Raw genomic sequence first — 15993 nt, forward strand, 5'->3', positions numbered from 1 at the left:
GTGCTTACTGGTCGAGCACGAGCTTGATGTCGAGCGGCGGCGTCGCGCGCACGAGGTTGACGCGTTTGACGCCCGTGGCCGGTGCGTCCGCGTAGGCGAGATAGTCGATCGTCCAGCCGTCCTGGCGAATCTGCTTGACGTGCGTCGTGTCCGCCGGGTCGCGCACCGTCTGCGCGGGCGTTGCGGGCGCGGGCGTCGGCAGCAGCCAATAGCGCAGACCGGCCAGCGGCAGCGAGAAGCCGAGCGCGTTCTGCATCAGTTCGCCGACGTCGGTCGCGTATTGCGGTTGGCGGTTCGGCAGTTCGAGCGAAGCGGCCTGCGGCGTCGATTTCACGACCGCGAGCGTCTGGCCGAGCGGGCTGCGCAGTTCGAGCGACACGTCGTCGCCGTTTTCCTGCCAGTCGAAGTTGCCGTACACGTTCTGCGGTCGGCCGAGGCGGTCGCTGTACCGCACCGCGAAGCGGCCGTGATACGCGTGTGTCGCGGCCGTCTGCAGCACGGTGCCCGACGGCGCATTCGCCGACGGCGGCGTGCTCGCGCAGCCGACGAGCGCGAGCGCGGCGCCGGCCGCGGCCAGCGTGCGCAGCGCGCGGGAAGACGAGGAAAACATCGGGAACATCCGCATCAAAGGCCGTTGATCTGCAGGCGCTTGAGTGTCTGCACGAGCGTGTCGTTGTCAGGTTCGAGCTTCTGCGCGGCACGCCACGCGACGCGCGCGTCTTCCTGCGCGCCGCTCTTCCACAGCACTTCGCCGAGGTGCGCGCCGATCTCGGCGTTGGGTTGCAGCTCGTACGCGCGCCGCAGCACCTTCGTCGCGCCGGCCGTGTCGCCCATCCGGTACTTCACCCAGCCGAGGCTGTCCATGATGTACGCGTCGTTCGGCGCGAGCGACAGCGCCTTGTCGATAAGCTTGCTCGCCTCGGGCAGGCGCTGGTTACGATCGGCCAGCGAATAGCCGAGCGCGTTGTACGCCTGCGGGTTGTCGGGCTGCGTGCGGATCAGCTCGCGCAGCTGCTTTTCCATCGCCGCGTAGTGGCCGGTCTTCTCGGCCGCCATGGCGTAGTCGTAGCGGAGGTCGGGATCGTCCGGGAAATCCTGGACGGCCTGCGCGAGTCGCGCCTCGGCTTCCGGATAGCGCTTCGCGGTGAACAGGATCGACGCATCGGTGCGTGCGACCACAGCCGCATCGCGCGGATCGCTGATCGGCAGGTCGTCGAGCACCTTGCGCGCCTCGTCGGTCTTGCCCTGTTTCTGCAGCAGCTGCGCGCGCGTGATCTGCGCGGGCAGGTAGTGCTGGCTCGTCTGGTCGACCTTGTCGAGCCATTGCGACGCCTGCGCGTCGTTGCCCTGCTCGATCGAGATCTGCGCGAGGTAGATGTAGCCCTGACCGACGTCGAGGTTCGGCTGCTTGTCGCCGAGCTGCACGTACTGCTTCAGGTACGCGGTCGCGTCGTCGAGTTTCTTCTGCTGGATCTTGATCAGCGCGAGCGCCATCAGCGGCGTCGGATCCTTCGAGTCGAGCTTGCGCATCGTCTCGAACTGCTTCTGCGCGTCGTCGAGACGGTCGTCGGCGAGATAGAGCTGCGACAGCGCAAGGCGCGCATCGCGCGACTTCGGATTCTGCTGAACATATTTCTCGAACGACGCGATGCCGGCCTTGCGCTCGGCCGGCCCCATCTGCGACAGCATCAGCGCCGCCGGCAGATAGTCGGGGCGGATCTGCAGCGCCTGCTTCAGCGACTGCGCCGCGCCTTCCTTGTCGTCGACCGCGAGTTGTTGCCGCGCGATCGCGAGCTGCGCCTCGGGGCGATTCATGTCGTTCTTCAACATGTCCTTCAACACCGCGAGGCCGCCGACGCGGTCGGAGCCGCGCACCAGCAGTGCCTGCAGCGCGAGGATCGCGGGGCCGCGCGTTTCGCCCGTCGCGCGGGCCAGTTCGCGCGCGAGCATCGGCTGTGCGTCGGCCGGCTTGCCGGCGAGCACGAGCAGCGCGGCGTCGACTTGCGATGCGCGGTTCGAACCGGGGGCGTACTGGCGCCACAGATCGGCCGCGGACAGCGCGTCGGCCGGGCTTTGCGCGCCGAGCGCGATTTCGGTCGCACGCTGCGCCATGCGCGGGTCGCGCGTGTCGCGGGCGAGCGCGAGGTAGGTCTGGTAGGCCGGCGCAGGCTGGTTGCGCTGGAGCGCGACCTCGGCGGCCAGCACCTGGTAGACGATCTGGCTCGTCAGCGGGACGCCCGGGAGATCCTTTTTCTCGTCCGGCAACACGTGCTCGAACGCGCCCTGCGGCTCCGCGTCGTCCGATGCCGGATTCTGCGCGTGAGCCGGGAAGGCGGTGAGGGTCCACGCGGCGAACAGCGCGGCGCCGAGCGCACGGCGGACCGGGAAGGCGCGCGCGCCGCGCACGGCGGCGGGGCGCTTCAGAAGCAGCTTCGAGGGCAAGGTCATGGAAATCCGTTCGATGTTTCAACCGATTGTAACGCGCTCGCTACAATACACGCACGATCGTGAATCCAGTCTCAGACCCGCAAAACATGCCAGAGTTGCCAGAAGTCGAAGTCACGCGCCGGGGCATCGAGCCCTTTGTCGCGGGCCGCCGCGTCGAGCGTGTCGACGTCCGTACCGCGATGCTGCGCTGGCCCGTGCCGGCGGGGCTCGCCGAGCAATTGCGCGCGCGCGAGGTGCTCGCCGTCGAGCGTCGCGGCAAGTATCTGCTGTTCGAGGTCGACGCGGGCTGGTTCATCGTTCATCTCGGGATGACGGGCACATTGCGCGTGCTGCCCGCGGCCGGCGTGCCGGTCGCTGCAAAACACGATCACATCGACTGGATCTTCGACGAATTCGTGCTGCGGTTCCGCGATCCGCGCCGTTTCGGCGCCGTGCTGTGGCATCCGCGCGAAGCGGGCGACGTGCATGCGCATCCGCTGCTCGCGAGCCTCGGCGTCGAGCCGTTCTCGCCGGCGTTCACCGGCGCGCTGCTGCACGCGCGCACGCGCGGCCGCACGGTGTCGGTCAAGCAGGCGCTGCTCGCGGGCGACATGGTCGTCGGCGTCGGCAACATCTATGCGTCGGAGAGCCTGTTTCGCGCGGGCATCCGGCCGACGACCGCCGCCGGCAAGGTGTCGCTGCCGCGCTACGAGCGGCTGGCCGACGCGGTGCGCGCGACTCTCGCCGACGCGATCGAGCGCGGCGGCAGCACGCTGCGCGATTTCGTCGGCAGCAACGGCGAAAGCGGCTATTTCCAGCTCGACTGCTTCGTCTACGATCGTGCAGGGCTGCCTTGCCGCGCATGCGGCACGCCGATCCGCCAGATCGTGCAGGGGCAGCGCTCGACCTATTTCTGCCCGACCTGTCAGCGTTGAGTCGCGCGTTGCAACCACTTTCCAAAGATTCGAACACTTGAAGCCGCCCCGCATTGCTCCCGCTCCGTTCCCCGTCACGCCGCTGCATCGCACGTTCGCCACGCGCCTGATCGCCTGGCAGCGCGTGCACGGCCGCCACGACCTGCCGTGGCAGAACACCCGCGATCCCTACTGGATCTGGCTGTCGGAAATCATGCTGCAGCAGACGCAGGTCTCGACCGTCGTCCCGTATTACGCGCGCTTTCTCGAGCGCTTTCCCGACGTCGCCGCGCTCGCGGCCGCGCCGTCCGACGACGTGATGGCGCTATGGGCCGGGCTCGGCTACTACTCGCGCGCGCGCAACCTGCATCGCTGCGCGCAGGTGGTCGTCGCCGAGCACGGCGGCGTATTCCCGTCGACGCCGGAAGCGCTCGCCGAACTGCCGGGCATCGGCCGTTCGACGGCCGCGGCGATTGCATCGTTCGCGTACGGTGCGCGCGCGACGATCCTCGACGGCAACGTGAAGCGCGTGCTGGCGCGGGTGTTCGGCGTCGAAGGTTTTCCGGGCGAAAAGCGCGTCGAGAACGACATGTGGGCGCTTGCGGAATCGCTGCTGCCGGATGCCGCGAACGCGGCCGACGTGAGTGCCTATACGCAAGGGCTGATGGATCTCGGCGCGACGCTGTGCGTGCGCGGCAAGCCGGATTGCGCGCGCTGCCCGTTCGCGGGCGACTGCGTCGCGCAATCGACGGGCCGGCAGCGTGAACTGCCGGCCGCGCGGCCGAAGAAGGCCGTGCCGACGCGCAAGACCTGGATGCTCGTGCTGCGCGATGGCGACGCCGTGCTGCTCGAGCGGCGTCCGCCGGCCGGCATCTGGGGCGGCCTGTGGTGCCTGCCGCAGGCAGACGGCGATGCGGCACTCGCGGAGCTCGCACGCGGCTTCGGCGGTGGCGGCCCGGTGCCGCTCGCGCCGTTCACGCACACGTTCACGCATTTCCGGCTCGAGATCGAGCCGCGGTTGAGCGATGTGGCCGACGGCGAGCAGCCGTTCACGCACGCGCAGGATGCCGAGACGGCGTGGGTGCCGTTGGCGGGGCTCGATTCGTACGGTGTGCCGGCGCCCGTGCGCAAGCTGCTCGATGCGTTGAGCGGGCCGCTGCTGTAAAGAACGGGGAAGGGCGCGGCGCGGCCGCGCTCACCGAAGCGCCGGGCCGCAGCGGGTGTTTTGCCCGCCAGGATGATCCGCTCGGCGACGCCGCTGCGGCGCGCTTGGCCGACCGCGGCTTACAGCCATCCGTGCCGGTCGAGCACGTGGTGCACGGCATCGATCCGCGCGCCGACGTCCGGAAATTCCATCAACTTCTGCCGCGCACGCAGGTCGAGCGGCAGCAGTTCAGCGAGGCGGTTCGATACCCAGCTCGGGTCGTCGAGGCGGAACGGTTCGCCGAACGGCATCTTGTCCGGTTCGGATTTCTTCAGTGCTTCGATGATGCGCTCCAGCACTTCGGCACACGAGCCGAATTGCGCAAGCGCCTGTTCGCCTTCGAGCGGAATGTCGTCGGGCAACGGCTCCGCGATCCCGACCAGCAGCCCGTTGCCTTCGACGCGATACGACAGCAGCTCGAATCGCTGCGTGCCGATCGCCTGCAGGTACAGCATCCCGAACTCGCCGGTATCGCATTCGGTGATGCGCGCCATGCAGCCGATCGTCTCGGGCACCGACACGGCGCCGTCCTGCGCGACTTCGGGCCCGCTCTTCAGCAGGCACACGCCGAACGGTGCGTCGTCGCGCAGGCATGCGCGGGACATGTCGAGATAGCGCGCCTCGAACACCTTGAGCGGCAGCCAGCCACCGGGGAACAGCACCGTGTGCAGCGGAAACAGCGGCAGGTCGATCAGGGTGGTCGATAGCGTGGACATGGCGCACCGGCAAGAAGGCGGTGTCGCTAAGGTCGTTCGACCTCGGCGACGAGCCGCGACGACGCGTCGACATCCACGGGCGCGTCACGATGCCGCACGATCACGTTCGCATCGTGCGCGAGGCGCGCGGCGAGCGTTTCCGCGATGAACACCGAGCGATGCTGACCGCCCGTGCAGCCGATGGCGACGGTCAGGTAGCTGCGGTTGTCTTCACGAAAGTGCGGAAGCCATTTCGTCAGGAACGCATGGATGTCGTCGATCATCTGGTGGACGATCGGCAGTGCGTCGAGAAAGGCGATGACCGGCTGGTCCAGCCCGGTGAGCGGGCGCAGCTCATGGTCATAGTACGGGTTCGGCAGCGCGCGCACGTCGAACATCAGGTCGGCATCGAGCGGCACGCCGCGCTTGAAGCCGAACGACTCGAACATCACCATCAGGTCGTTGTTCTTCTGTTCGATGAAGCGCTTGACCCACGTGCGCAGCACGTTCGCGCGCAGCGTGCTGGTATCGATCTGGTGACCGAATTCGGCGAGCGGTGCGACCAGCTCGCGTTCGCGCTCGATCGCTTCCTCGAGCGAGGACAGCAGCCCGACGTTCGCGTCGTGCGACGGCGAGCCGGACAGCGGGTGGCGCCGGCGCGTTTCGGAGAAGCGCTGGATCAACGCCTGCGTGCTCGCGTTGAGGAACAGCACGCGGACATCGTGCTCGAGCGACAGCGCGCGGATCAGGCCGGGCATTTCGTCCAGCGACGCGCTCGAACGCGCGTCGATCGCGACCGCGAGCCGGTGCTGGCCGCCGTCGGCCAGGTAGCGGGCGAGTTCGGGCAGCACGTGCGGCGGCAGGTTGTCGACGCAGTAGTAGCCTGCGTCTTCGAGCGCGTTCAGCGCGACGGACTTGCCTGAGCCGGAGATGCCGGTGATGAGGACGATGCGCATGGGAAGCAGAGAATCCTGACGTTTCATCATAGCACCGGCTCGACGCGTCGGCGCTGCGAGGCCGGCGCGTGGGAGCGTTACACGAGCTTGCCGGGGAACTGACTATCGGGATCTTGCATCGCGAGTCGTTGCCGATCCATGAAATCGCGCAACGTGTCGATTCCGCGCAACTGCAGGATCGTGTTCCGCACGGCCGCCTCGACGAGCACCGCGAGGTTGCGTCCGGCCGCAACCTGGATCGTGACCTTGCTGATCGGCAGGCCGAGCACGTCGACCGTCTGGCTTTCGAGCGGCAGCCGCTGGAATTCGCCGTCCGGGCGGCGCACGAGCTGGACGATCAGTTTCAGCTTCATTTTCCGGCGCACCGCTGTTTCACCGAAGATCGTCTTGATGTCGAGCAGGCCGAGGCCGCGCACTTCGAGCAGGTTCTGCAGCAGCGGCGGGCAGCGGCCTTCGACGAAATCGGGGCCAAGTCGGACGAAGTCGACGGCGTCGTCGGCGACGAGGCCGTGGCCGCGGCTGATCAGCTCGAGGCCGAGTTCGCTCTTGCCGAGGCCCGAATCGCCGGTCAGCAGCACGCCCATCCCGAGGATGTCGATGAACACGCCGTGCAGCGTCGCGCGCGGCGCGAGGATCCGCGACATGTAGAGCCGCAGGCTGTCGATCACCGCAGCGGCCGACATCGGCGTCGTGAACAGCGGCGTGGACGAGCGCGTGCAGCGCAGCACGAGTTCGGGCGGTGCCGCGGCGCCGCCGGCGACGACGAGGAACGGTGGCTCGAGGGCGATCAGCTCGGCCATGTGGCGCGAGCGGTCTTCGTCGGTTTGCCGCTGGTAGTAGTCGATTTCGGCTTCGCCGAGCACCTGGATCCGGTTCGGGTGGATCAGGTTCAGGTGGCCGACGAGGTCGGCGCTCGACGTTGCGTTGCCGACGGTGTCGGCCGAAAAACCGCGCTCCCAGCCTTCATGCCCCGTCAGCCAGCTCAGCTTCAGCGTGGCCGCGTTGTCGTCGAAGATGCTCTGGGCGTTGATGCTGGACGTATCCATGACTCTCGTCACTCCAATGGGCCGGTGTTCAGGCGCGCGGCGACGGACGTCGCCATGCCGGGCGGCCCTGGAAGGCGGCGCGTGCCGCCTCGTACCGGAAAAATTCCGCCCGGATCAACTCAAGGTTGCCACTGAGTGAGCAGGCGATGCAACTCGGCGATATCCGTTTCGTTGTGCAGACGCTCGCGCGCGTCGCGATCGGACAGCAGTTGCGCGATTTCCGACAGGATCTCGAGGTGCTGCTGGGTGGCTTGCTCGGGGACGAGCAGGAAAATCAGGAGACCGACGGGCTGGCCGTCGGGGGCTTCGAACGGGATCGCGTCGGCGAGCCGGACGAACGCGGCGAGCGGGTGCTTGAGACCCTTGATGCGCCCGTGCGGAATCGCGACGCCTTCGCCGAGCCCGGTCGAGCCGAGGCGCTCGCGCGCGAACAGGTTGTCCGTGACGGTGCTGCGGGCGATGCCGTTCTGATTCTCGAACATCAGCCCGGCTTGTTCGAAGACGCGTTTCTTGCTGGTGACGGAGAGGTCGATGACGACGTTCTCTATGGGCAGGATTTTGGCTAGGCGATTCATGTTGGCAGGCGATTGGGCGGCCTGGGGTCTCCTTGCGGCGGCAGACTGATTTTCCATGTTCGGCGATATCAAGGCGTTCGGCATCGGAAACCTGCAAGGCAGCTACCGCACCCAACGCCCCCCGGCGATAACCGGAACATTATAGAGCACAGCCGCGCGCGTGGCGCGGCATGGACGGACCGGTCGCACCACTGCCGCTCGGACACAAAAAAAACGCCCGGCGAACCGGGCGGCGTGTGTATTGCGGTGAACGTTATTGCGGCGGCAGTTCGATCTGGTCGATCGACGGCTGCAGCTTGATCGGGTCGTGCGCATGGGTCTGCAGACGCTCCATGTGCTTGACGACCTGGCGATCCAGCTTGTCGATCAGCAGATCGATCGCAGCATACAGGTTGCCGTTCGCGCTTTCGACGAAGATGTCCTTGCCCTTCAGGTGCAGGTTGATTTCCGCGCGCTGCTGCTTGTCCTTTTCCTTGTGATTGTCGACCGAGAGGATCACAGTGCCATCGATCACCTGATCGCTATGCCGTAGCACCCGGTCCAGCTTGGTGATCACGTATTCGCGAATTGCAGGCGTGACTTCGAGATGATGTCCACTGATCTTCAGGTTCATAGTGCTTCTCCAAGCGAGTGACCACCCGGCCGCATCGAGGCGGCGCTCCGGTCGACTTGCCCCTGCCGCAGGTAGCGGCACATTCGCGGACGAGTCGCCCGGCCTGTTCCCCGTGTGCGCGGTGGCCGGAACACGCCTGCCGCCGGGCAGGCAGCAGGCTTAAAGAGACTTGCGCAGATTCACTGCCGGGATTTTGAGGGCTTCGCGATACTTGGCAACCGTGCGGCGCGCGACCACGAATCCCTGTTCTGCCAGCAGCTCGGCAATGCGGCTGTCCGAAAGTGGCGATTTTGGGTCTTCAGCTCCTATCAGTTGCTTGATCAGGGCTCGGATGGCGGTCGACGATGCGGCGCCTCCGGTGTCGGTCGAAACGTGTGATCCGAAGAAGTACTTAAATTCAAGCGTCCCGAACGGGGTCAGCATGTACTTGCCTGTTGTCACACGGCTGACAGTCGACTCGTGTAGGCCCAGCGTATCAGCTATTTCCCGCAAAACCAAGGGGCGCATGGCAATTTCACCGTGCGCAAAGAAATTCTTCTGACGTTCGACAATAGCCTGCGCGACACGCAGGATCGTGTCGAATCGCTGCTGGATATTCTTGATCAGCCAGCGTGCTTCCTGGAGCTGCTGTTTCAACGATCCGGCCGACGGATCGCCGCGGCTGTTGCGCAGGATGTTCGCGTACAGGTTGTTGATCCGCAGGCGCGGCATCACTTCCGGATTGAGTTCCGCGAGCCAGCCCTGGCCGGCCTTCTTCACGATGATGTCGGGCACGACGTAGTCGGCCTCGGCCTTGCCGTACGCGGCGCCGGGGAACGGCTCCAGCGAACGGATCAGCGCGTGCGCGTCGCGCAGCGCATCGTCGCTCGCCTTCAGGTGCTTGCGCAGCCGCGTGAAGTCGCGCGCGGCGAGCAGTTCGAGATGCTGCGACACGATCTCCAGCGCGAGCGTGCGCGTGGGGGACGGATCGAGGCGCAACAACTGCAGCTTCAGACATTCCGACGCCGAGCGGGCCCCGACCCCGGGCGGATCGAAACTGTGCAGCAGCGCGAGCGCCGCATTCAGTTCGTCGCAGTCGATTTCCAGTTCCGGCGGCAGGTCGGCGAGCACTTCGTCGAGCGAGGCGGTCAGGTAGCCGTCGTCGTCGAGCGATTCGATCAGGAACATCACGAGCGCGCGATCGCGCGGGCTGGCCTGCGTGACGCGCAATTGCGCGGACAGGTGGTCGCGCAGCGACGTCGCCGCTTCCTGCACCTGCAGCGGGGGGAGGTCGTCGTCGTCCGATGCGCCGCTCGAGCGGCCGAACTCGTCGAGATTCCACTGCGGGCCGTCGCCGGCGTCGCCCGATGCGTAGCTGTCGTATTCGTCGGCAGCGGCCGGCTCGTCGCGCTCGGCGCGATCGCTCGACTGGCTGCTGCCGTTCGTGGCGCCCGGCTCGGTGTTCTGGCCGGGAGGCGTCTGCGCGATCAGCGATCCGTCCGCCGCGACGCGCAGCGGGCTCGCGATCCATTCGTCGTCGTTCTCGAGCAGCGGATTCTGCGCGACGGCCATCGCGACTTCCTGCTGCAGTTCGAGCGTCGACAGCTGCAGGAGCCGGATCGACTGCTGCAGTTGCGGCGTCAGTGCCAGGTGTTGCGACAGGCGGAGTTGAAGGCTGGCTTTCATGGCAGAGAGGGAGTCATACCGGCAGTTTGCCACGACCCAGGCGCCTTGAGCCATCCGCGATTACGCGCGGCGCGGCGTACGGCCGCAGGGGCCGCCGTGCGGGGCACGCGGGCGCGGCCCCGCGCGGCGATGCCGGGCGCCGGAGCGGCGACCAGCCACGGGGGAAGTTACATGCGGAAGTGTTCGCCGAGGTACACGCGGCGCACGCTTTCGTTTTCGATGATTTCGCTCGGGGCGCCGGCGGCGAGCACCGAACCGTCGCTGATGATGTATGCGTGGTCGCAGATGCCGAGCGTTTCGCGGACGTTGTGATCGGTAATCAACACGCCGATGTTGCGCTGCTTCAGGAACTTGACGATCTTCTGGATCTCGAGCACCGCGATCGGGTCGACGCCTGCGAACGGTTCGTCGAGCAGGATGAAGTTCGGGTTGGTCGCCAGCGCGCGCGCGATCTCGACGCGACGGCGTTCGCCGCCCGACAGCGACAGCGCCGGGTTCTCGCGCAGATGGCCGATCTGCAGCTCGTCGAGCAGCGCCTCGGTGCGCGACGCGATCGCGTCCTTCGACAGTCGCTTGCCGTCTTCGCCGTGCTGCAGTTCGAGCACCGCGCGGATGTTTTCCTCGACGGTCAGCTTGCGGAACACCGATGCTTCCTGCGGCAGGTACGACAGGCCGAGCGACGCACGCTTGTGGATCGGCAGCAGGCTGATCGAGCTGCCGTTCAGCGAGATCTCGCCCGCGTCGAGCGGCACGAGGCCGACGATCATGTAGAACGACGTCGTCTTGCCGGCGCCGTTCGGGCCGAGCAGGCCGACGACTTCGCCGCTCTTCACGTCGAGCGACACGTCCTTGACGACCGTGCGCGAGCCGTAGCGTTTCTTCAGGTTGCGGACGACGAGCGAGCTCGTCGTGCCGGCCGGCTGGCGGTTCGGAAGCGCGTTCATTGGCCCGGCGCTCCCTGGATCGTGGTCGACGGCGACAGCTTCGCCGGCGCGCCGTTCAGCTGCCCGGGGCCGCCGTTCTTCGGCGACAGCATCGCGCGTACGCGGCCGTTCGGGTTGCCCGGCGCCGCGACGTCCTTGCCGCCCTTCGCGGTGTAGAAGTCGCGCTGGCCGTCGTACGTGATCACGCTGCCGTGCACGGTATCGGCGATCGTCGACGTGCCTTGCAGGCGGCGCACGGTCGCGGCGGTGGTCAGCGTCGTCAGGTCCTGCTTGCCGTCGTAGTCGATGCGCTCGGCGTCGCCGTCGATGTATTCGTCGAGACCTTCGCGCTTCTGGCGGAACGTCGCGTGCTTCTTGCCGCTGCCGAACGACGTCGCGTACTGATAGCCTTCGGGATCCTGGCGCACTTCGACGCGGTCGCCCTTGATGATGATCGTGCCTTTCGTGATCACGACGTTGCCGGTCGCGACCGTCACCTGCTTCAGGTCGTCATAGGTCAGGTTGTCGGCCTCGACGTTGATGGGCTTGTTCTGGTCGGCCTTCTCGGCATGGGCGAGCGGCGCCAGCCCGACGAGCGGGAGCGCCACGAGCGTCGCGGCGAGCGCGGCGCGGACGGCGCGCGCAGCGCCGCCGGAATTCTGTCGAGGGAACGGTTCGTTCATGCAGTCACGTGAGGGATGCGTCACCTGGATTGACCTTTCGAGCCGCCGGACGTGTCCGCAGCGGCGATCGTGCCGCGCACGTTGCCGTAAAGCTCGATGACCCGGGTGACGTTGTTGTACTTCATGCCGTCGGTCGCGTTGACGAGCGACAGGCCGCGCTGAAGTTTAACCGGCTTTTCGGTCTGGATCACATCGTCATTGACGAAGATCCGGAAATGCTGGGAATCGGCCTGCATCTGCGGATCGCCGCCGCCGGCCACGCGCAGGATGCGTGCGTCGTCGTACAAGTCGACGATCGACACGTCGCCGTTGACGGTGCCGCGCTTCGCGGTGGTCGTCACGACCGGCTTGCCGGGCTGGAATGCGCGCATGGCCGGATCGGTCAGGTCGCTGTTTTCGGTGTCTTCGTAATGGATCAGCTTCGCGGCCGTCAGGCGGTATTGCGTCGTGCCCGTCTGGTCGAGTTCGGTGACCGAGAAGTTGTCCGCGAAATAGTCGGGCGTGTGGCGCTTCGGCTGCACGGTGCCTTCGCCGGGCGGCGGCAACGTCGCCTGCAGCAGCCACCACGTGATGCCCGCGAGTGCGGCGACCGCGACGAGCGGCAGCAGCTGGGTCCAGCGGAAATGCGTGTTCATCCGTCAGGCTCCGCAGGCAGCCGCGAGCAGCGCGTCGTAGCGGCGCTGCGCGCGCAGGATCGCGTCGCAGACTTCGCGCACCGCGCCGTTGCCGCCGCGGGCCTCGGCCACCCAGTGCGCGCGGGCGATCACCTCGGGGTGCGCGTTGGCCGGTGCCGTCGCGAAGCCGCAGCGCAGCATCACCGGCAGGTCGGGCCAGTCGTCGCCCATGTAGCCGGCGGCGTCGGCGGTGATGCCGAGCGACGCGATCAGGTCGTCGAACACGGCGAGCTTGTTCTCGACGCCCTGGAACAGATGCGCGATCTTCATTTCCTTCGCGCGGGCCGCGACGATTTCCGAGCGGCGCCCAGTGATGATCGCGGTCGCGATACCGGCCTCGCCGAGCAGTTTCACGCCGTGGCCGTCGAGCGAATTGAACGACTTCATCGCGTCGCCTGCCGCGGTAAACAGCAGGCCGCCGTCGGTCAGCACACCGTCGACGTCGAAAATCATCAGCTTCACGCGGCTCGCGCGTTCGGCCGCAGTCAGCGCTGCGCTCATCAGATCACCTTCTTCGAAAACAGGTCGTGCATGTTCAGCGCGCCGATCAGCGCGCCGTCGGCATCGACCACCAGCATCTGGTTGATCCGGTGGCGCTCCATCAGTTCCACGGCTTCGACCGCGAGATGGTCGGGGCCGATCGTCCGCGGTTTGCGCGTCATCACGTCGACGATCGGCAGCGTGCGGAAATCGCCGTCGCGCGCCAGCACGCGGCGCAGGTCGCCGTCGGTGAAGATGCCGGCCACGCGGCCGTCGGCGTCGACCACGGCGGTCATGCCGAGCCGCTTCGCGGTGATCTGGAACAGTGCGTCCGACAACGTCGCGTCGAGCCCGACGCGCGGAATGTCGTCGCCCGAGCGCATCACGTCGCGCACGTGGGTGAGCAGGCGCCGGCCGAGCGCGCCGCCCGGATGCGAGCGCGCGAAATCCTCGGAGCCGAAGCCGCGCGCGTCGAGCACCGCGACGGCGAGCGCATCGCCGAGCGCGAGCGCGGCGGTCGTGCTCGCGGTGGGGGCGAGGTTCAGCGGACAGGCTTCTTTCGAGACCGCGGCGTTCAGGTTCACGTCGGCGAGCGTGCCGAGGCTCGACTCCGCACGGCCCGTGATCGCGATCAGCTTCGCGCCGATCCGCTTCACGAGCGGCAGGATCGCGACGAGTTCTTCCGACTCGCCGGAATAGGAGATGCCGATGAAGACGTCGTCCGACGTGACCATGCCGAGGTCGCCGTGGCTGGCCTCGGCCGGATGGACGAAGAAGGCCGGCGTGCCGGTGCTCGCCAGCGTGGCCGCGATCTTGCGGGCGATATGCCCCGATTTGCCGATGCCGGATACGACGACGCGGCCGCGGCAGCCGAGCAGCAGCGCGACGGCCTGGACGAAGTCGCCGTCGAGCTGGTCGCGCAGCGCGCGCACGGCGTCCGCCTCGATGTCGAGCACGTCGCGGGCGAGCGCGAGCGCCCGATCATCATTGATTTTCGCTATCATGCGCGGAGTATAGCAAAGGCGTTTGTTCGCCGCGCCGCGCCTTCGGACTCGTCCGATGCCGCTTGCCCACCGCCACCACCCGCGCCCGCATTGCCGTGGCCCCGACGAACGAGGACGCTTCGCCCGTGATTTCCCCGCTCGAAATGACCCTGCTGCTGCTGCTGGCCTCGGTGGTGGGCGTCGTCGTATTTCGCTCGTTGAACCTGCCGCCGATGCTCGGCTACCTGACCGTCGGCATCCTGGTCGGGCCGCACGCGTTCGGCGTCGCCGCGGATCTGGAGCGGGCCGAGCATCTCGCGGAATTCGGCGTGGTGTTCCTGATGTTCTCGATCGGCCTCGAATTCTCGCTCGCGAAGCTGCGGGCGATGCAGCGGCTCGTGTTCGGGCTGGGCCTCCTGCAGGTGGTCGCGACGCTCGTGCTCGCGCTGGCGCTCGGCATGCTGTTCGAGCGCTGGGTGCACATCACGTGGCAGGGCTGCATCGCGCTCGGCGGCGCGCTCGCGATGTCGTCGACGGCGATCGTGTCGAAGATGCTCGCCGAGCGGCTCGAGATCGAGACCGCGCACGGCCGCAACATCTTCGGCGTGCTGCTGTTCCAGGATCTGGCCGTGGTGCCGCTGCTGATCGTGATCGCCGCGTTCGGCGCCGAGTCGTCGAAGGATCTCGCGCTCACGCTCGGTTTCGCGGCGGTCAAGATCGTGATCGCGCTGGCGCTGCTGCTGATCGTCGGGCAGCGTTTCATGACGCGCTGGCTCAACGTCGTCGCGCGGCGCCGCTCGCAGGAGCTGTTCGTGCTGAACCTGCTGCTCGTCACGCTCGGCGCCGCGTTCATCACCGACCGCTTCGGCCTGTCGCTCGCGCTCGGCGCGTTCATCGCGGGCATGCTGATCTCCGAGACGCCGTTCCGCCATCAGGTGGAGGAAGACATCAAGCCGTTCCGCGACGTGCTGCTCGGCCTGTTCTTCGTGACGACCGGGATGCTGCTCGATCCGCGCGTGATCTGGGAGCATCCGTTGCTCGTGTTCGGCTTCTTCGTCGGGCAGATATTGTTCAAGGGGACGATGATCGCGGGCCTCGCGCGGCTGTTCGGCGCGACGCCGGGCGTCGCGATGCGCACCGGCATCGGCCTCGCGCAGGCCGGCGAATTCGGCTTCGTGCTGCTGAACCTGATCCTCGACCGGCATCTCGTCGATCCGACGCTGCTGCAGGCGATCCTCGCGTCGATGCTGCTGTCGATGCTCGCTGCGCCATTCCTGATCCAGAACGCCGACCGGATCGTGATGCGGCTGTCGTCGACGGAATGGATGCAGCAGTCTCTGCAGATGACGCGGATCGCGACGCAAAGCCTCAAGCAGCGCGGCCACGTGATCATCTGCGGCTACGGCCGCGCGGGGCAGAACCTCGCGCGCATGCTCGAGCAGGAAGGCATTTCGTACGTCGCGCTGGACCTCGACCCCGATCGCGTGAGCGCGGCCGCGACGGCCGGCGAATCGGTCGTGTTCGGCGACGCGGCGCGCCGCGAGTCGCTGCTCGCGGCGGGTATCCATCGCGCGGCGGCCGTCGCGATCACATATGCGAACACGCCGTCCGCGCTGCGCGTGCTGCATCACGTGCACGAACTGGAGCCGACGCTGCCGGCGATCGTGCGCACGGTCGACGACGCCGATCTCGAGAAGCTGCTCGCGGCCGGCGCGACCGAGGTGATTCCGGAGATCGTCGAGGGCAGCCTGATGCTCGCGTCGCACACGCTGGTGCTCGTCGGCGTGCCGATGCGCAAGGTCGTGCGGCGCGTCGAGGAGATGCGCGACGAGCGCTACAGCCTGTTGCGTGGCTATTTCCGCGGCGCGGACGATGCGGACGACGACGATCACGAGCAGGTGCGGCTACAATCGGTGCCGGTCGATGCGCGCGCGGACGCGGTCGGGCGCTCGCTGGAGGAGCTCGGGCTGTATGCGCTCGGGCTGGAAGTCACGGCGATCCGCCGGCACGGCATCCGCGGCGTCGAGCCCGACCCGCAGACCAAGCTGCGCGCGAGCGACATCGTCGTGCTGCGCGGGCTGCCCGAAGCGCTCGCGCTTGCGGAGGAGCGGCTGTCGCGCCATCGGCGCGAGCCGCCGGCCGCGGTCGCCTGAGT

16 protein-coding genes are annotated in these 15993 nt (G+C 67.4%); 3 read left to right on the forward strand and 13 right to left on the reverse strand.

Features of this window, described 5'->3' with window-relative positions:
• Nucleotides 1–4: 4 nt before the first annotated feature.
• Together lolB and WS46_RS19360 are read right to left on the reverse strand one after the other, a co-directional pair.
• Nucleotides 5–625, reverse strand: coding sequence for a lipoprotein insertase outer membrane protein LolB (gene lolB, locus WS46_RS19355; RefSeq protein WP_059691459.1), 621 nt, complete (start codon nt 623–625; stop codon nt 5–7).
• Complete coding sequence (locus WS46_RS19360) at nt 625–2448, reverse strand: tetratricopeptide repeat protein (RefSeq protein WP_059691460.1); 1824 nt, start codon at nt 2446–2448, stop codon at nt 625–627. The genes lolB and WS46_RS19360 overlap by 1 nt, the downstream gene beginning before the upstream one ends.
• A gap of 86 nt (nt 2449–2534) precedes the next feature.
• Here WS46_RS19360 and mutM point away from each other — a divergent pair, with 86 nt between their 5' ends.
• Together mutM and mutY are read left to right on the forward strand one after the other, a co-directional pair.
• Nucleotides 2535–3362, forward strand: a complete 828-nt coding sequence (gene mutM / locus WS46_RS19365) for a bifunctional DNA-formamidopyrimidine glycosylase/DNA-(apurinic or apyrimidinic site) lyase (RefSeq protein ID WP_059526099.1) — start codon at nt 2535–2537, stop codon at nt 3360–3362.
• 37 nt (nt 3363–3399) lie between these two features.
• Nucleotides 3400–4506, forward strand: coding sequence for an A/G-specific adenine glycosylase (mutY, locus tag WS46_RS19370; protein WP_059691461.1), 1107 nt, complete (start codon nt 3400–3402; stop codon nt 4504–4506).
• A 119-nt stretch (nt 4507–4625) separates the two neighbouring features.
• Here mutY and WS46_RS19375 read toward each other — a convergent pair whose 3' ends face one another.
• The 11 genes from WS46_RS19375 to kdsD all read right to left on the reverse strand — a co-directional run bounded on the left by WS46_RS19375 (nt 4626) and on the right by kdsD (nt 13859).
• Entirely contained in the window at nt 4626–5261 is a 636-nt protein-coding gene (locus WS46_RS19375) for an LON peptidase substrate-binding domain-containing protein (RefSeq protein ID WP_059526095.1), read from the reverse strand.
• 26 nt (nt 5262–5287) lie between these two features.
• The gene (gene rapZ / locus WS46_RS19380; protein ID WP_059526093.1) at nt 5288–6196 is read right to left on the reverse strand and encodes an RNase adapter RapZ; all 909 of its coding nucleotides are present in this window, start codon (nt 6194–6196) and stop codon (nt 5288–5290) included.
• A 77-nt stretch (nt 6197–6273) separates the two neighbouring features.
• The gene (gene hprK / locus WS46_RS19385) at nt 6274–7242 is read right to left on the reverse strand and encodes an HPr(Ser) kinase/phosphatase (RefSeq protein WP_011353227.1); all 969 of its coding nucleotides are present in this window, start codon (nt 7240–7242) and stop codon (nt 6274–6276) included.
• Nucleotides 7243–7361: 119 nt separating this feature from the next.
• Nucleotides 7362–7901: a PTS sugar transporter subunit IIA gene (locus WS46_RS19390; RefSeq protein WP_059526091.1), complete on the reverse strand. Its 540-nt coding sequence runs from the start codon at nt 7899–7901 to the stop codon at nt 7362–7364.
• Between the two features lie 169 nt (nt 7902–8070).
• Complete coding sequence (gene hpf, locus WS46_RS19395; RefSeq protein ID WP_006477786.1) at nt 8071–8430, reverse strand: ribosome hibernation-promoting factor, HPF/YfiA family; 360 nt, start codon at nt 8428–8430, stop codon at nt 8071–8073.
• Between the two features lie 159 nt (nt 8431–8589).
• Nucleotides 8590–10095, reverse strand: a complete 1506-nt coding sequence (locus WS46_RS19400) for an RNA polymerase factor sigma-54 (RefSeq protein ID WP_059691462.1) — start codon at nt 10093–10095, stop codon at nt 8590–8592.
• 167 nt (nt 10096–10262) lie between these two features.
• A complete protein-coding gene (gene lptB, locus WS46_RS19405; RefSeq protein WP_021162599.1) occupies nt 10263–11039 on the reverse strand; it encodes an LPS export ABC transporter ATP-binding protein in 777 nt (258 codons plus the stop codon).
• The gene (gene lptA / locus WS46_RS19410) at nt 11036–11701 is read right to left on the reverse strand and encodes a lipopolysaccharide transport periplasmic protein LptA (protein WP_059464489.1); all 666 of its coding nucleotides are present in this window, start codon (nt 11699–11701) and stop codon (nt 11036–11038) included. Before lptA ends, lptB begins: the two co-directional genes overlap by 4 nt.
• A 20-nt stretch (nt 11702–11721) precedes the next feature.
• Complete coding sequence (gene lptC / locus WS46_RS19415; RefSeq protein ID WP_059451451.1) at nt 11722–12336, reverse strand: LPS export ABC transporter periplasmic protein LptC; 615 nt, start codon at nt 12334–12336, stop codon at nt 11722–11724.
• A 3-nt stretch (nt 12337–12339) separates the two neighbouring features.
• On the reverse strand, nt 12340–12876 hold the full coding sequence (locus WS46_RS19420; protein ID WP_059526086.1) for an HAD family hydrolase: 537 nt from the start codon (nt 12874–12876) through the stop codon (nt 12340–12342).
• Entirely contained in the window at nt 12876–13859 is a 984-nt protein-coding gene (kdsD, locus tag WS46_RS19425) for an arabinose 5-phosphate isomerase KdsD (RefSeq protein ID WP_059526084.1), read from the reverse strand. The genes WS46_RS19420 and kdsD overlap by 1 nt, the downstream gene beginning before the upstream one ends.
• Nucleotides 13860–13984: 125 nt before the next feature.
• Here kdsD and WS46_RS19430 point away from each other — a divergent pair, with 125 nt between their 5' ends.
• Nucleotides 13985–15991 (forward strand): monovalent cation:proton antiporter family protein, encoded by a 2007-nt coding sequence (locus WS46_RS19430; protein ID WP_059526284.1) that lies wholly within the window; start codon nt 13985–13987, stop codon nt 15989–15991.
• Nucleotides 15992–15993: the final 2 nt, after the last annotated feature.

Origin of the sequence: Burkholderia sp. RF4-BP95, assembly GCF_001521985.1 — a bacterium.
Lineage (GTDB): Bacteria > Pseudomonadota > Gammaproteobacteria > Burkholderiales > Burkholderiaceae > Burkholderia > Burkholderia diffusa.

Bases quoted from the DNA above. Each gene is read 5' to 3' on its own strand.
- lolB (WP_059691459.1), bottom strand. From the start codon at position 625: ATGCGGATGTTCCCGATGTTTTCCTCGTCTTCCCGCGCGCTGCGCACG.
- WS46_RS19360 (WP_059691460.1), bottom strand. From the start codon at position 2,448: ATGACCTTGCCCTCGAAGCTGCTTCTGAAGCGCCCCGCCGCCGTGCGC.
- mutM (WP_059526099.1), top strand. From the start codon at position 2,535: ATGCCAGAGTTGCCAGAAGTCGAAGTCACGCGCCGGGGCATCGAGCCC.
- WS46_RS19375 (WP_059526095.1), bottom strand. From the start codon at position 5,261: ATGTCCACGCTATCGACCACCCTGATCGACCTGCCGCTGTTTCCGCTG.
- rapZ (WP_059526093.1), bottom strand. From the start codon at position 6,196: ATGCGCATCGTCCTCATCACCGGCATCTCCGGCTCAGGCAAGTCCGTC.
- hprK (WP_011353227.1), bottom strand. From the start codon at position 7,242: ATGGATACGTCCAGCATCAACGCCCAGAGCATCTTCGACGACAACGCG.
- WS46_RS19390 (WP_059526091.1), bottom strand. From the start codon at position 7,901: ATGCCGAACGCCTTGATATCGCCGAACATGGAAAATCAGTCTGCCGCC.
- hpf (WP_006477786.1), bottom strand. From the start codon at position 8,430: ATGAACCTGAAGATCAGTGGACATCATCTCGAAGTCACGCCTGCAATT.
- WS46_RS19400 (WP_059691462.1), bottom strand. From the start codon at position 10,095: ATGAAAGCCAGCCTTCAACTCCGCCTGTCGCAACACCTGGCACTGACG.
- lptB (WP_021162599.1), bottom strand. From the start codon at position 11,039: ATGAACGCGCTTCCGAACCGCCAGCCGGCCGGCACGACGAGCTCGCTC.
- lptA (WP_059464489.1), bottom strand. From the start codon at position 11,701: ATGAACGAACCGTTCCCTCGACAGAATTCCGGCGGCGCTGCGCGCGCC.
- lptC (WP_059451451.1), bottom strand. From the start codon at position 12,336: ATGAACACGCATTTCCGCTGGACCCAGCTGCTGCCGCTCGTCGCGGTC.
- WS46_RS19420 (WP_059526086.1), bottom strand. From the start codon at position 12,876: ATGAGCGCAGCGCTGACTGCGGCCGAACGCGCGAGCCGCGTGAAGCTG.
- kdsD (WP_059526084.1), bottom strand. From the start codon at position 13,859: ATGATAGCGAAAATCAATGATGATCGGGCGCTCGCGCTCGCCCGCGAC.